Here is a 17876-nt window from a genome sequence, read left to right as displayed (position 1 = left end):
GCTAACTAGTATCAATAACGTAGCTGTTGGATCATAATTATGAGCCTGTAAATAAAACTGTGTAAATGTCCAAATTTTAGTCCCCTATACAAGGGATAGATGGAGACATCCACAATGGACCACCGTCAATTAATGGCACTGGCAACAGAATTTGCCAAAAACCTAAAAACAGATGATGATCTGAACGAATTCAGCAAAGCACTGAAGAAACTCACAGTTGAAACAGCTCTGAATGCCGAACTCACCGAGCATTTAGGGCATGAGCGTCATCAGACCAGTGCTAAAGGTAATGTACGTAATGGCTATAGTAAGAAGCAACTTCTGACTGTTGGTGATTTTTAACTTCATACGCCACGTGATCGTGATGGGACTTTTGAGCCTCAACTGATTAAGAAGCATCAAACTAGAATCACCAGCATGGATAGCGAAATCCTTTCACTTTATGCAAAAGGTATGACTACTCGCAAAATCGTTAGCACATTCAAAGAGCTGTACGATGCGGATGTGCCTCCTAGTCTGATTTCCAAGATAACAGATGCGGTCAAAGAATAAGTTACCGAATGACAGAATCGCCCTTTGTATGGCATTTATCCCATCGTTTATCTTGATTGCATTGTTGTAAAAGTTAGGCAAGACACTAGTGTCATCAATAAAGCAGTGTTCTTGGCACTAGGCGTCAATCTTGAAGGGCTTTCCTGATGTGATTACTACCGTTTATCCACAAACACGTATTCAACTCTATATTATCCACATGGTAAGCAATAGTCTGAAATATGTGAGTTGGAAGGACTATAAAACAGTCACTAGTGACTTAAATCGTATTTACAAAGCTGCGACTGAAGAGTCTGCCTTGCAGGCGTTAGAAGTCTTCGCTAGCATGTGGGATGATAAATACCTACAGATTAGTAAACCTTGGTACGGACACTAGCAGAACCTAAATACCTTGTTTGCTTATCCAGCAGATATTCGTAAGGCAATTTACACCACGAATGCGATTGAATCATTGAACAGTGTAATTCGACAGACAATCAAGAAGCGCAAGCTCTTTCCAACCGATGACTCGGTTAGAAAGATGATTTATTTGGCGATTGACGCTGCATCGAAAAAGTGGAATATGCCAATTCGGGATTGGCGTGCCGCTATGAGTCGGTTTATGATTGAATTTGAAGGTCGTTTAGACGCTTTCATTTAAGCAGCATTTACACAGAAGTTTTTACAGGCTCAATATAAAGAATTTACCAGTATCGTTGCTTATTAACTCAAATAAAAAAGTGCCGATATTTAAACTTGAATACCGTCACTTTTTCTCAAATCAAATTGATCAATCAAATCACATCATAAAAAATGTAGACTTAACCTTTTGGCCTCAGCTTCATCGCCATACCACCATACTGCTTTGTCTTTAACTTTAGCGGACATTTCTTCATCAACACCATAAAATTCATTTGGGAACGGACTACCATCTTCAAATCTTTTTAATGTAACATTATTAATAAATAGGTCATAAGCCTGCTGATGGCAATGAGGACAGGCGGGTAAAGATTTTAGAAAGCGTCTATTATGATCATAGTAAGACTCTTGATTATTCGGAGCTTCCTTAAATAAAATAGGATCACTGCGCCCTGTTATCCAAACAATGGTATGACAATTGCCACATTGTGCGCCTAAAGGTTCAGCCCTTTCATATTGATTAATTCTATATTGCAAGCCATGTTGTTGATATCCTTTTAAATAGTAAGGAATCACAGCTATCTCTCTTGCTGCAACCTGATGCAATTCTCTCATTGAATGACTCCTTTATTTCTTTTCAATTAAAATCGGCTTATCTAATACTGGCTTGATTTTTGCGGGATCGTAACGTCCACCAAACAATACCACCACACGATTATTGCTTACCTCAGTATTACGACTGCTGTTGTAGATGATACCCGTATAACCTTTAGCATAAGCTTGATTAGCAATATTGTTTGTATAGGCATATATCGAAGCCTTTTGAGCTTCATTCGCGTCATCAATTTTTTGAGTTAACTTCTTCTGATCGATGCCCATTTGTTTTAAAATCTTCGGATCTGTTAAATCCAACATATTTTTTACTTCTACCTGACCTACAAACAACGATTTCCCGCCAATAGCTTGCCTCACTTCAAAATATGAGGTGGCAATGTTTTCTCCAAAATAGACATCGCCACCAGTTCCACCAAACTCCTTTCTGTAAACAGGATCAGAAAACCTATATGTTGCTTTTTCGTTAGAACCTAGCGGTGCAAACTCAGGGTCATATATTTTATGCCCATCTAAAGTAGTAGGAACACCTTTATTAGAAATTATCACAGGGTCTTTTAGAACTTTGTAGCTAACTTTCGCTGCTACTTTCTCTGTCAGTATAAGCCCGCCTTTGGCAAGACTGGCTCCACCTGCAAGTAAGCTAACCATATCCGTCGTAATTTTACCTAATTCCAAACCTGCCTTATATGAACCTGACGGACCAGCTTTTTGGTATTCTGCTTCAAGTTTATTAATACGGTTCGTATATTCATCTTTGACAGCATTGGTGATTGTGCCTAAAATATTTTCACTGCTCAGGATGTCTTTTAAAACTCTAGCCGTTTGCATTGGGTTTAGCCTCATTTGGACCAACCCAATTGCTGACTCTCCAAGGGCTGTTGGGATGCCAGCAACAAAGCCCGTTGCATAGCCAATATCTTGCCCAGCGTCAATTGCCGCCCACTTTAATCTTAAGCCACCACATTCAACCCCTTTACAACTATTAAGCTCTTGTTTCTTTAATTTTTCTTGTGCATGGTTTAAATAGTTATTCGTTACCGCTGTATCGGCAGCATTCGCAGCAGCAGTCACATCGTAGCCTGTATAAGCCGCTACAACCCCTGTGGTGAGCTTACTGATATTTAGAATTCTTTCTTTTTCTGCTACCGTATATTCAACACCATTCGCAGGTTTAAACATATTCTCAGCAATAACTTCTCCTAATGCTGCACCAAGTGCCCGTGATTGACATTGATTGTCAACCAAGCCTGTAGCGCAACTTGCTGCCGCATGCGCTGCAATGGCAACAACTTTGCTGACAAAGGCATTATTACTCATCCCCAATGTATCCCCGATTGTTCCTGCCAATGGGGCTTGCAAGGAATTGGCTAATCCTGCTAATAAAGCTTTTTCCAGTCCCTCACTTAGATTTCGACCATTAATCGCAGAATCAATCAAGGTACTACCCACGCCTTGTATCATGCCATTTGCCATTCTATTGGCAAGTTCATTCACCGCAGCATCACCACTAATTTTTAAATTAGTTGCTACCCCTTTCAGTAAACCAGCTGTAGCAACAGTTACCGCAAGATTTCTGACAGAATCTTTACTTCCCAACTCTTTAAGCGTTTTACCAACATCACCACCATTATTGGCCAGTCCGACTGAAGATTGGATTGCCAGTGTGGTTAAAGCTGCATTCACTGCCGTGCCTAATGCGGTATAGGTTGTTACAGCAGCCGCTCCAGTCCCTACTGTCGTAGAAAGAACGACCCCACCAAAAGTTGTTACCGAGCCACCCGCAGCACCAAATGTAAATGTTGTTCCTGCTGCTGTGATTGTGCCACTTCCTGCTACGCTTGTTGTTGTCCCTAATGCAGCAGCACCTGCACCAGCTGTTACCGCTGCAATAACAATCGCTAAAATAGCTGCACCAGCAGCAGTCAATCCTTGTGATTTATAATCCCAGTCTTTTTGGGTAAGAATCATTTTTTGCCAATCAACATCATCTCGACCAATAAGGTCTTTGAGATATTGGTTACCTGGCTGATTCGCAAGCTTTAAAACCTCTTCTTTCAGTTGAACCTTATTCTGGTCCTTTTCCCCAACTGGAATTTGTACAACTAAACCACCTGCCGCTTTAAATTCAGGCGCTGATGGTCCATTAAAACTTGGCAGTTTTGCAGTTTCAGTGATGGAACCTTTATCCTGCATCGACTGCCAAACTACACTATTACTCTTTTTCGTTGAAGTATTCTCAACCAAATTAGTTGCAGGCAACAACTCTATTTTGCCTCCAGCCTGAACCGATGCAGCCTTTAAATAATTAAACTCAGCACCCTGAATAATCGTGTCATAGTCAGTACGAGTATTGATGTAATCTCCCTTCGCCTTGACTGGAACCTGTGTTAATTCTTTGTAACTATTATTGGTTTTGGTATCGTTGTATTTAAGCCCCCAGAACGATGATTTCTTCCGTGTTGTTGTTTCTTTTTTATTAAGTTCATCTGTAACAAGTAACTTAAGATTCCTTGCTTTGATATCAACCTTGCCACCTGTGCTGGCTGCCATTTCAGTAGAGTAGAGGGTTGTATCACCAAGACTTTTCAGATTGATATTCTGTGCATCAATTGTGACAGGAATTGAAGACGTATTGATATATTGATTGATCGTTGTAGTTGTCTTTTTCTTACCGTACCACGATCTCTTTTTAGTGATATTGGTCCATTTATCATAAGACTGATCCTGACCAGCCAACAGGATCAAATCATGGGTACTTTCTAAATTCACATCACCTGACGAACTAATTTTTGCACCTTGAGCAACTAGATGGTCTGTTGCTTGTAGGCCCGTCGCCTTGATATCTACACCTTGACTACCACCAATATATGCCCCCCTAAAAAACTCCTTGACCGAATAATTGGCATCATTTTCATTGCCCTTTTCATAACTATTCACCAAGCCATCAATCAATATCCCAGCATTCACTTGATCTTGGGTATCTTTTGCAGTCAGTGCTTTAGTAAGGGTGCCTTTTGATTCCAATAAAACCTTACCCGCCCCACTCACAGAGGCACCTCGAACTAGGATTCCATTTTTTGAGGCAATATTAATATTTCCGCTTGTTTGTATCTCTGCTCTTTTATGTTCATATCCATTTAAATTCGATGAAAAAAACCCTAGATCACTATTGATTTGAGCTCCTTCATTTTCGTAATAGACTTTTAGATTTCTTAAATTTTCATCTCCTATAATTGCTTTCATCACATTCGATGTTGCAGAGTTATCATTTAAAAGATTATTGGTGTATTGCCACTGTGTATCATTAATAAACTTTAGCGTATTCAAATCACTCACTTGGCTTTTTGATGGAGACGATATAAGTTGATTTTTTACCCCATCAATCACAACATCACCCGATGCGGCTACGATATTAATATCTTTAGCGGCTGCTAACTGAGTTCCTTGTAGCTCAACCTTATTTCCTTGTAAATTAATCCCCCCATTGACCGTCTTTAAAGAAACGACTTTTTCGGACCCATTTCCTGATGTTCCACCGTAGCCCTTGAGTGTGAGATTCCCCTTTTTTGAAATTAAATCGATATTCCCAATTGCTGTCAACTTATCACTCTGCGGGTCAATGATCAGATCGTTGCCCATCTGCACACTCAAACTGCCATTTAATCCATTGAGCTTTTTATCATTTTTAAGTAAATCACTGCCTGTTGCATTGTAGTTCATCCCTGTACGATTAAGAATGAAGCCTCCGGCCTCCATTAACACAGCGCCACCTGTAATATTCGCATTTTGTATCACCTGATTCCCCGTAGCAGTGACTGAGGTCACGCCTTTGGAGCTTAAGTTGGTGACTTTATTCGGGATCCATACCGTAGCAGGCGTGTACTCGGCATTAATATAAACTGTACGTCCCGAATTCAATGCTAAGTGTTGATCAGACTTAGCACTAACACCTTGTAAAGTCAGTAAATCTTTTGCGTATAGTTCCGTATTTCCTATTGAAGTCAAAAAACTATCTTTAATTGTTGTCATACCTACTTGATTATTGATTGATAAATTCCCTTGTGATGTTTGTAAACTAGTATTTTCAACATTCACTCCCCCTTTTTTATTCTTTATATTAATATTTTTGCCTAACAAAAAACTTGGAATCGTAACTTCATAAGGGTCATCTCCACTGACATATACATCAGTATTACTAGACAGACTTACTCCATTCTCTCCTATTATTTGTATATCACCCTGACCTGAAATTATATTCGTTGCTCTAATTCCAACTGAACCATCACCTATAGAACCAATAGTCACACCTTTAGCACCATTGATATCTGTATTATTAATAGTTGTTACTTTATTAGTTGGGAACCTCGATTCAACAGATTGATTTGATTCAACTATTACACTCTTATTAGCTAATAGCGATATTTCCCCTGCTGTAGATTTTGCCTTAACACTAGTTACATTCAAATTCCCAACCAATGCAACAACATTGATATCCCCCTGTGCTGTTAAGGCTTTATCTAAGCTGAGATCACTCACACGGGATGTAATATTAATATTTTTTTGAGAGCTCAGTGCCGTACCTAAATTAATCTTATTGGCTTGGAGAGTGATATCATCTTTATTTGAAATTGTGCTACCAACTAAATCAAGTTGATTCGCAGCATCTAACTGAACTTTTCCTGTAATCTGCGGTAACGTAATACCAGCATTATCCCATTTCAAATTCTGCCCACTATAGGCTTTGATATTCTTCACTCGGCTCGCTGAGTTCTCCACAGCCAAACCTAAATTCTTTAAGTTAATATCACCAGTACTATATAAATTTAAGTCTTTTCCTGCATAGATAGTACCTGTCTGAATATCAATTAAACCTTGGGTACTTGATGAGTCTGCTTGTAGATTGATTGAACCTAACGTTGCATACAGTGTATTGCCTATTAAAGATAATTTCCCTTTACTTGATACATTCAAATCCTGTGCTGCAATTAATCTTGCACCTTGGGCTGTAACGATATCCTTTTGTGACTGTATATATGCGGAAGCACGGTTACTTGTAAGCCCTGAGTTTGTAGCTAAATTGATGTTAGCTGCATCTACATATAACTCCCCACTCTGTGAATCGTTAAAAATTCGGCTATTCGCAGCTAAATTTAAATTACCTTTGACATTGATCAATAATGGTGATGCTGTAACACCTCCAAGATTTACCATAATTTCTTTGGCATTCACATTAAGGTTATTGCCTGAATCAATTTTGATCATGCTATTACTATTGATACTTCCAGATGAGTTAATGTCTCCTGCAACTCCTGTACCTGTCGTACTAATACTCACTAAACCTTGTGTTTTGCTAGTTGAACTGATCGTGCCTTTATGTTCAATTTTGCCATTACTATTCAGCACCACATTATTTAGCGCTTGAATTACCCCTGCATTGTTTACCCCTACACCTGCTTCATTGGCATACAGATAAATACTATTTGCATAAAGCCCGCCTAACTGCGCAACATCAATCGCAACTGTAGGTTTCGTTCCTGTTCCTGTCGTTGCCGTAAAAGCTCCTGTATCAGCAGCAATGGTATTTGCCCCTGTAACAGCAGTAATAGTCGTAGCATTCACTGGTGCATTAATCGCAATGGAACGACCTAACAGCTCTAATGCAACCGGATTATTGGCATTGCCGCCTAGCCCTCGGTTATTGGCATCCGGATTAATCGTGATTGCACCTTGTTTAACAGTATGGTCTTTAATTGAACCATCACTGTTATAACCCAACACCCCTGTTGAGAGCGTGACCTGATTGGCATTGATAAATCCACCACCATTTACAGTAATACCGGTTGGGTTGGCAATCACCACATTTGCTCTTGATCCTAAGACTTCAAGATTACCCTGTAATAAACTTGGATTGGTTGAAACCACTTCATTCACAATAGTCGTCGCAGCACCTTTTGCCAGATTCGGGTTCGCTGCAATGGATGTTTTGGTAATTTGGCTAGTTGCTGCGCCACGTGAGTTATTCAGGATCACACCATTTTGATTGACATCAAACTGGGTATAACTATTACGTGACACGCCTGATGCAGATGGTGCTGTAATCCAAACATTGGCTGCATTGCCTTCTTTGAGCACGGTCGCTTTATGCGCAGCTGCTGCATTATTATTGACGACGACATTGGCATAAATCGGACTAATCGCCATCAAACCAGAAAGCGCCAGCACCAATTGTTTTAATGTTCGTTGCCCAGCTGCCGCAATACCTGAGTCTGTCACATCATGATTACTGTGGATTGAAGCTTTGATGCGTGGGGAGGTATCACCCTGATGGGATTTTGCCAATTCAGATACTGCAACATAAGTCCCAAGTTTGGCGTTAAATTTAGTGCGGTAAAATTGCTTATTCATCTTTATACCTATATTTCTATGAATAGATTTGCTTAATAGTTAAATGAGAGATTAAAACCAGTGATGAGGTCTTTCTGGATATGTTGTGGTGCAACCAGCCCCCGGCCCATGAAAAACTCACCATTGATATGTTTGAATTGAGTTCTTAGTCCCACCACGCTACCTAACAGATAACGGTCGGAGTAATATTGAGTGCCTTCACCTGTCACCAGTCCTTGATCCAGCCCAGCGTAGAGTGAAAAATTCGGAATAGGATTGAGCCAATGAACGGTTTGCTGTAAATAATGTCCATTACTGCCCACGATACTTTGCTCAGGTCGATAACCTCGAATGCTGTAGCGTCCACCAATATTGAAAGTTTCCTGACTGACCACTTTCTGGGGACTCCACTGTCCTTGCCAGTTCAGCTGATACATAAAGTTACTGTTAGTGGTCTGCCATGGCACTGCATATTGAACAGCAGCATTCCAAATTCCAGCCCGAGAATCGCCCTCACCAGTAATATCTTCAGCAGTTTGGCTGGCCCCTAAGATGCCTGTACCCTTGCGATAGCTGAATTGGGCATTGATGGTTTGCTGCCCGAGCCGTAACTGGTATTTGCCGCCAAGCTCCCAACCTGCTGTGCGTTTGCGTTGTACTTCAATTTCTACATCTTCAATAAAACTGGATGCTGATTTACGGTACAGTTGTGCATAGCCTGACAGACGGTAAGATTTACTGCGGCTGAGTTCGCGTTGTGCTTGGAAGTTAAAATCTTTGTTAATGGTTTTATAGTCGAACCATTGATCAAAGCCTTCTAGTTCTTGGGTATTGGTATATTGACTGGCATTGATATTAAACAGCCAGTTTTGATAAGGAACTTCATAGGAAACAAAGACATTATTAAAATCGGTATGGTCTGCATTCCAATCATTGAGTGACTTGGTATAGTAAATAAATAGGCTATCGGCAAAATTAAGTGGGTTTTCTAAAGCATAGCTGGCATAGCCTTGGTATTTTCCTGAACTTTTACTACCTGCATCATTCAATCCAACAGTGATAAAGTTCCGCTCCCGAATCTCCCATACAATTTCGACATCGCTATAACCTGCATCTTCAGCATTTTTTTGGCTGGGTAAGATATCGAAACTGGTCTGCATACCTTGTAGACGAGCAAAGGTTTCTAGAATTTGTTCCAGTTGACGAATATTGAGGATATCGCCTGCATGCATGGGCAAACGATAATTCAAAGTTTGGTTTTTACTATTTTTAAGTCGGATTTCGCCAATTAATCCGGGGATTAAAGTTAAACGTAAATGTCCTGTCGCAAGATCCTGTTCAGGCACGATAACTTGAGTCGACACATAACCCAATTGCACCAGTCGTTCATTGATGTAATTCACAAGGCCAGAAAGCCCTTTTTCGCCAATACAGCGGCCTAGGACTTTGTTGTCTGAATATTTTAGTTCTTTGAAGATACGATTGAAATCTGCCGTTTTTATGCTGGGATGTGTGCTTGGAACATCAACCTCTAAAGATGTTATGCCAAAGCAAACTGGTTCTTTCTGTAGCCAAGGATAGCTTGAATCAACCTTTGTTTGCTGTAACTGAATAAACGGTGCAACAGATTGCGTTAACTGATCAATCTGTTGTTTCTGCGAAAGATAATCTTTAGTCTGTTGTTGGCCCACCTGATCTTCGGCATAGCTAAAACCAGAGTGAAATATCACGAGAATGATTAAATATTTATTACGCATTTATTTCACTTTTGTTACACTAATTATACAGTAAATTCATCATGATGTATTGTACAAAAAGCACCTCACTTTTCAACAAAAAAATTAATTAATTAGTGTTTATTACAAATAATGATAACTAGACCACTTTTTAAAGCAACCTTAATTACTCACAACCATTTGAAATTTAATAAAAAGACTCAAATTAATTTTATATCGAGACTCAATTATGTAGTTTTCCGAACTTTCTATTTGATCACATAATTATTATCGAGCTTCTTTAGGTCACTAATGCAGAGACTTGATAATCTAAATATTTATCAACTTAAATTTACATGTACAAAACTGGGTAAAACCATCATCCTAAAACTCAATTATTAATTAATTGACTTAAATAAGTTTTTTTGAGCATGAAGACTAGATACAGTATTTCACTTACTTAATTAGTAAAATTTCATTTTATGGTTTAAAAACTGACTATTATTTCAATTTATTCTTTTTAATTTTACTTAAATAAATGAATTTAAAGATTATCCACCTACACTATATGCCTAATTATTAAAGGAATACAGAAGTTAAAAAATTTCATTTTATGATTGAATCCACACGTCACGCGACACATATGTTGTCATTTGCGACACATAAGTTGGCAAAGAACGACACATAAGTTGTCATAGACACCATAGTAAAACAGGCTGCAATTCGCAGCCTGTTTTACTATCAATAATAAATTATATGATTCAGAACCTGATAACGACCTTTAATCAGAGAAAAGGTCAAAAGGTGGGAATTTTTCAGAACATCCTGTTAACAGTTGCTCCTGTCCCCATTGTTTTAGTCTTTGCTCGCTAAGTAGTCGCCCATCTTTAGAAGTGATCGGAGCGGAAAAGGCAAATTGTAAATGAAATCCTAACTTACCATTCAACCAATCAGCGGTAGCTTGAACCCCATCGTTTTCACTCATCCCTACCTGACCTCGATCTTCCATAGCAAGCCGAAAATTACACAGTTGTCTCACCTCATGAAAAAATTGATTTTCACACTGAATATGAATTCCTTTTTCCCCATCATGTGCAAGTGGAAAGACATAGTCTTGCATCAATTTTATCAACTCAGCACAGAAACTAGATGAACAGAATGGTAGATATGTACACATAATTAAAAGCGTTTGATAAATCGATTGCCCTATTTTTAGTGCTAGCGTCCGTTCATTTCTATTATCAGCGTCTCGAAGAAAAATTATTTGTGCTGCCAAAGAATCTAAGTTTGCTAAGCGTATCAATCGAGAAAGATTTTTTCTGGTTAAAGTTGGCAATAACTCACTAGAATTCTTAGATTTATTTGTTTTATATAGAACATTCTGAACATCCCATGATAATTGCCTAATACCCTCTTTAAGCATCCAATCTAACTTTTTCTTCCCCTTTATGACCTCCCATAAAACACTATTAATGATAGTAGAGCTACCAGAAACATGAAACTCAGCAGCAGCAACTAAATTTGGCTTTGGTGTATGTATGCCTGAACGATAAACCACCCATTTATTGTGGTGATAAGGAACACCATAAACACTTTGGCCAAAAGCCTCTGGTTCAATAATTCTTTCAAGTTGGCAAGAATTAGAGGCCGACAAATTAAGCTTCAGATTCTCATACCACAGTGACACTCTTATGCTATCTATATGATCTCTTCTTGGTCGACCAGGCATTTTTTTGATTTTCGTCATCATCTACGAAAAATCCGAAAATAAAAACATTATCATTAAAAATCAGTTATATGAATAAAAAAATAAGATTAAAGTTTTACTATTTCGTAACTCATGGACTCTCTAATGAACAAAATATATGATGTTGTTTAGACTAGACAGGACATGGCATGACAGGAATGCAACACATTACCCCAGTTAGTGTAGAAACCATTGAACGTGAGCTTTTTGAACGCCATGGCCCGATGATTGCAGATGATGCATTACGAGTGGCTCTAGGCTATCGATCCACTGATGCCTTCAGAAAAGCACTTACAAGGAAAACAGTACCGATCCCAGTCTTTTCAGTTGAAAACCGTCGCGGGAAATATGCACTAGTCAAGGATGTCGCAGAGTGGTTAGTCAAACAGCGTAATGCTGCTATCACGCAACAAGAGCTTTAAGAAAATAGAAGAATGTATCAAAACTACTGATTAACTCAGATAACAGCCAACAACATAAGGAGAAGTAAGCCATGACATAGAACTCTATCCAAATAAAAAACGGACCCTTACGGATCCGTTGGTTCTATATGGTTAGATATAGAGACTTGAGAATCCTAGTATCTTCCGTATAGAGCCATCAGTCAAGTTTTGCGTTTTTTACGCAAGAATGAACTCATCCCTAAAAATGGGATGAATGGCTATACATACTGGAAATACAACATGTACGCTTTTTCTTTTGATGATAAACACAATCCTCATCAATCTATTCTAGATCAAATTAATAATGCTTTTAAAGCAGAGCCGAATCTTGCCTCTACAATCCATGGTCAAAGGAAAATCTACCAAGGCTGCTATGGACGAAGAACTGCACTTTTCCCCAGCGCAAAATCTGGAGGCTCCATTCCTACCGAAAGTCGTCTTGAATTGGCACATGCTATTTGTCTTGAGAAAAACCCACAGGTTAAATGTTTTAGATCCCAAGCTCTCAAAATCGCTCTTGGAGAAAAGGAATTCTGTTACCCAGATTTCTTAGTCCAAACAATCAATAACCAATATGAAGTTCATGAAATTAAACCTAATATTTCCAGTCTATCTGTAAATGATCTAGACAGATTTCTTAGGTTAGCAAACTTACTACATCCTTTAAACATTGCATTTCGACTGATTGACCAGAAAAGCTTGCCATCAAATAAAGACCTACAACAATTACAACATTGGTATCAACGAGGTCATACATGCTCTTGGACAAAATACGAACTCGAACTCGCAACAGAAGCGTTGAAGCCTTATAAATTCAGCCATTCCGAGCAAATATATCAAGCCCTACAACAAGCAGACCTCGATCCCCGATTAGGTGACTACTTACTTTTTTATGAATTAATCACATTAATCAGCCACAAAACTTATTATTCAGGTGAGGAGGTTTAAAATGGAAAAGCCTTTACTCATCCCTCAACCTGGATTTCGATTCACTTTTGCTGATCATGAACATGTATTTGAAATCACCTCATCTAATTATGGTGTAATCCGCTATGCATCAATTGCAGGAGGAAAACCATTTTCCATTTCTGCTAGTACCTTTGAAACTCGCTATAAAGCTGGAGATATTCAATGTGTCTTCGCTCCAGAAAAGCTATTCATCAATCCAGACAGTTGTTCAACCATTCGTCGTAAAGAACGCTATGTACTCACTGCTCTAGCAAAACTGACAGCCCCCACTTCTATTGAACCACTTCGAGAACTCATTCAAGAAATTGCATTAGAAATTGAAGATGCCTCTCCACCATCAGCAAGAACTGTTGCGCGCTGGATTTTTCAATATCGAATGAGTAGCAATAACGCTCTCAGCCTAAGCGAACATGGTAAAGGTAATAAGACGCTAAGATACCCACCGGAAGTCTATCAAATCATCAAACAGGTTATTTCAGAGATATATCTACAACCAGAGCATCGAACAAGCAAAGATGTGAGGGCTTTCGTATTATGTAAGCTTAATGAACAAAATATTCCAACTACATATTTACCTAGCCTTAGAGCCATACAGCGATCTATTGCAAAATTAGATCCTTATATTGAAATGCGTGTTAAGAAAGGAAGTCGTATCGCTCGCAAATATTTTCAAGCTGCTGGTATAAGTGCTCCAAACTCATTTGCTTTACATACTGTAGAAATCGACACCCATTATCTAGATATCATCGTCATCGATCCTGAAACTGGACAAATACTCGGACGACCTTTTCTGGCCTGTGCCATCGATACATATACACGTGCAATTGTTGGGACTTACATCAGTATGTTTCCACCTAGTGCATTGACAACTTTAGCTTTAATCAAAGACATGATTACACGCCCTGATCGAGATTTACCTGGTGGAATTCCGTCTATTATCATTCCAGATAATGGTGTTGAGTTTAAAAACAATGCTCTAGCACGTGTATGTAAACAACTCTCAATTACTATCACACCATCGCAAATCGGGACGCCAAACAACAAACCTCATATTGAACGCTTCTTCAGCACATTAACAGAAGGTATTCTGCAAAAACTTCCAGGTACAACATTCTCCAATCCTATAGCACGAGGACAATATGATTCATCCAGCAAAGCTAGTCTTACATTAGACAAGGTTAAAGAATACGTCGACTCTTGGATAAAAATGGTTTATCAGCAAACAATACATAGTACTACTAGACGAGCCCCTCTTATTGTATGGCAAGATGCTATTGAGCATACAAAGCCCGCATCTTTAACTAAGACCGATGCTGATATTATTTGTCGAAGACCTACTGACCGAAATATTAATCATGGGCAAGTGATTATTGATGGACTTAGCTACTTTTCACATGCACTCACCACATTGAAAGCTGACGGCATCAAAAAAGTTACTGTACTTGTTGATGATTTAGATCTGAGCAAAGTTTATATCATACACCCAGATAAAAAGGATCTAGTCATTCAAGCAGACTCTACTCGGCCTGAATACACGTATAACCTATCTCGCAGTGTTCACCTAGAAGTTCAGAAGCGTAAAAAACTGATGTCTGAATCCGATAGACAAAGACTGGGGAAACACGCAGATCTTTATAATCTGTATCAGCTTATGAAAGATATACAAAAGGATCTTGTCCGTAAAAAACCAAAACTGAAACAATTCAAAATTGAGCTACCTAAACAGCTTACACGACTGGAGTCCGAGTTAACTTCCCCCCCTAGTAATGAAGAACTCACAACAACTTCCCACCAACATAATGCTCAACAATCAGCTGTAAGTTTTGGTTCACTTAAGGTGAAAAGAAATGATAAGTAATCAATCTATCTATGAACACGTAAGTCAGCTTAACGAAATCGTAATCACTTCTGATGAATTCATGCAGGCGTTTAATGGAATCCAACAATGTGCGGAGCGCAGTATCGCGTACAAAGAACCTATTGGAAGTATGCTTCTGGCAAAAGGTGGTCTTGGGAAAACAACGTTATGTAATACGATTGTGAGTCAAATGCCACGATCCATCAAAGTAGAAAAAGATCGTAAAAAAACGATTATTCCAGCATTCTATGTTGAAGTTCCTTCACCAGCTACCGTGAAGTCTTTAGCAATAACAATGCTACATAAGCTAGGGGATCCATCTCATTACACAGGTACAACCTCCTACCTAACAGATCGGCTAGGCTATTTACTACAACAGTGTGAAACCAAGCTTGTTTTTCTAGATGAGTTTCATCATTTATTTGAACGCAAAGCAACATCGACACGTTTAAACATTACAGTGGGCAATTGGCTTAAGACCTTAGTCAATGAAACAGGTATAAGCTTTTGTCTCGTTGGTTTACCTGAATTTGCCGAACTCATTCAAATTGATAGTCAAATCGCGCGACGATTCCCTTTTCATTATCAATTAAACCCTCTGACTTTAGGTACTCAAACCTCACCAGGAACCCTTTACCCCTTTCTCAAAGAGGTCAGTCATAGGGCATCAGAAATTCAAATTTCATTTTCGCCAGATTTTGATAACTTTCTATTGAGAGTACAAATATATACAGCAACAAAAGGCTATCATGCTTATGTCATGAGCATGATACGTGAAAGCATGGCAATTGCCTTGGCTGAAAATAGAAATACCATAACTATTAATGACTTTAGTCAGGCTTGGAACTTAGGAATTACGTCATTTATCAACACACAAATAACCAATCCTTTTGAAATGTCTTTATCAAGCCTAGCTAGTACTCTAAAAAAGGAGTACTCATGACATCCGTTAGCAACCTTCTTATTCATCCCATTCCTTATGATGGCGAATCGGCAGTGAGCTTCTTAGCTAGAGTTGCTGAGCTTAATAGGCATTCATCTATAGAGAGATTAATTAATAAAGAGCAGCACCATTTCTTGGCAAAAAGCGCACCGAATTGTAGATTAGCAGATCTTCCGCGTTTTAAATATGTCTTACAACTACTTAATATTGACCCAAATCATCAAAGTCTTGCCTTTGCAAAAGCTGGCCCCACGAGCCGATCAGCGAGAAAATGGAGCAATATAGAACTACATGAAGATTTATTAAAATACTATCCTTGTTCCTATTGCCCACAATGCTTAGAAGAACAGCCATTTTTTAAAAAAATTTGGCTTTTACAACCTTTATATGCATGTCCAATACACTCTATTTTCCTTGTCGATAAATGTTATCAATGTGGATCCTCAATATCGCTTAGCTCAGGAGTGACAAAGTGCCGTCATTGCCATGCGCTATTGCAAGATGCACCTAAGATTGAATGTAGTTCAATACGAGTCATCAGTTGGTTTGTTGAAATGCTTAATCATGATTCGAACGATTTCTTTCAATATTTCACTGCCTTTTGGCTAGCAATACGAGGTTTTTTTGAGCTTGATAACGTTATAGATAATGAAACTACATTAGAACTGGTATACGAATATTTTAATAATCATAATCAATCTATCATTAGCTTAAGTACTTTGATTAATCAAAGAATTAATCTAGCTCATCCAAGAATCCAATTGCTCCCATTTTTGAAACATTCTAGATTTTTTAAAAACTATGCAGCTTTAGTTGAGGCAAAATGCCATACATATACCCCAAGTGATAAAAGTCATATCTTTGGGGTAAAAAAACGTGAATTACAACTTGTTTTAGGAGTTACTCATAACACACTCGAAGATTGGATTGAGCAAGATTTTCTAGAACTAGGTGATATTAATCATTACTATGATGTTATCCCTAGCCATTTGATTGAAAAATTTTTAATATTAAACAGACATAAAAATTTATTACGGAAACCGCGTATCAAGGAAATCCATCTTCATCCCAAGCAATTAGATTTAAAGGAAATTTCAAATATTCTCGACATAAATTATGAAACTGCACGTAAATTAGCAAATACGGGATGGTTTGATTTGGACAGATTATCTAATGATGCTAAAGCAGCAGAAGGATATTCTTTTACAAAACTCGAAAGTTTTAAGAGTGAATATATTCTAGCCTCAACAATTGCAAAGGAACTAGACATTAATCCAACAAATCTTGTTGAAAAACTAGCAAGCATAGGGATTGTTCCTATTCGAGGCCCACATATCGATGCTTCCCCAGTAAATATATATCTTATGAGCTCTGTTAATCACCTAAGAAAATCTGATCTTGAAAAAATAATACAGTATCCTACTCGTACAGGTAGGCCTAAAAAAAGCTTTACTCCACTAAAAACAAAGCAAGATTTTTTGTCGTTAAATGAAGCAGCAGAACACTTAAACATTAGCCCCAATAAAGTTGCTGTTTTGATTAAAAAAGGGATCCTTATTAAAGATACCAATTATCTTTTGTCTATTAGAATTCCTAAAGTATCTGTACTTAAACTAAAGCATAAATTGCTGAGTGAAAACTCAATAACTACTGAACAAGCAGCAAGACTACTTAATTGTTCAGTGAATTGGTTAGGCAAGTATTGGTGCAAATCTGGTTTTTTGACGGTAGAAAATCTTGTGTATTGGAAACTTGTTCAGCAAAACGATGTCGAGGAAGTACTTAAGCTGAAAGAAAGCTATATGACAGGAGCTGAAGCCAGTAAATTGCTAGGTATGCCTCACTCGCATATTACCAATTTACACACTCAGGAACTGATCCAACCTATTTATCTTGGAACAGGAACCCCAATCCGTCTTTTTAAGAGATCAGATGTTCAACAAATAAAGCGCAGAAACTTGTAGAAAGCTCTGTTGAATTACTAATTAAGTGTGAATTGGATATATATATGCCAATACACACTTATTTAAAA

At 38.3% G+C, this 17876-nt stretch carries 9 protein-coding genes and 1 pseudogene; 6 read left to right on the top strand and 4 right to left on the bottom strand.

The window, feature by feature from the left end; all coding sequences use genetic code 11:
- Positions 1-114: 114 nt before the first annotated feature.
- Positions 115-1192: pseudogene (locus A7P54_RS08935) on the top strand (IS256 family transposase).
- Positions 1193-1335: 143 nt separating this feature from the next.
- Here A7P54_RS08935 and A7P54_RS08930 read toward each other — a convergent pair.
- From A7P54_RS08930 to A7P54_RS08915, 4 genes are all read right to left on the bottom strand, one after another.
- Positions 1336-1785, bottom strand: a complete 450-nt coding sequence (locus tag A7P54_RS08930; RefSeq protein ID WP_171549361.1) for a hypothetical protein — start codon at positions 1783-1785, stop codon at positions 1336-1338.
- A gap of 12 nt (positions 1786-1797) precedes the next feature.
- Positions 1798-8190, bottom strand: a complete 6393-nt coding sequence (locus tag A7P54_RS08925) for a DUF637 domain-containing protein (protein ID WP_171549360.1) — start codon at positions 8188-8190, stop codon at positions 1798-1800.
- Positions 8191-8222: 32 nt separating this feature from the next.
- A complete protein-coding gene (locus A7P54_RS08920; RefSeq protein WP_171549359.1) occupies positions 8223-9926 on the bottom strand; it encodes a ShlB/FhaC/HecB family hemolysin secretion/activation protein in 1704 nt (567 codons plus the stop codon).
- 739 nt (positions 9927-10665) lie between these two features.
- Positions 10666-11634, bottom strand: coding sequence for a hypothetical protein (locus A7P54_RS08915; protein WP_171549358.1), 969 nt, complete (start codon positions 11632-11634; stop codon positions 10666-10668).
- Positions 11635-11780: 146 nt separating this feature from the next.
- Between A7P54_RS08915 and A7P54_RS08910 the strand changes: the two genes are divergently transcribed.
- The 5 genes from A7P54_RS08910 (at position 11781) to A7P54_RS08890 (ending at position 17808) form a co-directional block, all read left to right on the top strand.
- Positions 11781-12053, top strand: coding sequence for a hypothetical protein (locus A7P54_RS08910; RefSeq protein ID WP_171456901.1), 273 nt, complete (start codon positions 11781-11783; stop codon positions 12051-12053).
- 261 nt (positions 12054-12314) lie between these two features.
- On the top strand, positions 12315-13022 hold the full coding sequence (locus A7P54_RS08905; RefSeq protein ID WP_171549357.1) for a hypothetical protein: 708 nt from the start codon (positions 12315-12317) through the stop codon (positions 13020-13022).
- Between the two features lies 1 nt (position 13023).
- Positions 13024-14901: a Mu transposase C-terminal domain-containing protein gene (locus tag A7P54_RS08900; protein WP_171549356.1), complete on the top strand. Its 1878-nt coding sequence runs from the start codon at positions 13024-13026 to the stop codon at positions 14899-14901.
- Entirely contained in the window at positions 14891-15844 is a 954-nt protein-coding gene (locus A7P54_RS08895; RefSeq protein WP_171549355.1) for a TniB family NTP-binding protein, read from the top strand. The genes A7P54_RS08900 and A7P54_RS08895 overlap by 11 nt, the downstream gene beginning before the upstream one ends.
- Positions 15841-17808 carry a TniQ family protein gene (locus tag A7P54_RS08890; protein ID WP_171549354.1) on the top strand — a complete coding sequence of 656 codons (1968 nt, stop codon included), beginning with the start codon at positions 15841-15843 and terminating at the stop codon, positions 17806-17808. Before A7P54_RS08895 ends, A7P54_RS08890 begins: the two co-directional genes overlap by 4 nt.
- The last annotated feature ends 68 nt before the right edge of the window (positions 17809-17876 follow it).

Source organism: Acinetobacter sp. Ac_3412 (assembly GCF_013072675.1).
In the GTDB taxonomy this organism is placed as follows: domain Bacteria; phylum Pseudomonadota; class Gammaproteobacteria; order Pseudomonadales; family Moraxellaceae; genus Acinetobacter; species Acinetobacter higginsii.
The sequence above is the reverse complement of the archived record's forward strand: the minus strand, read 5'-3'. Positions and strand labels throughout refer to the sequence as shown.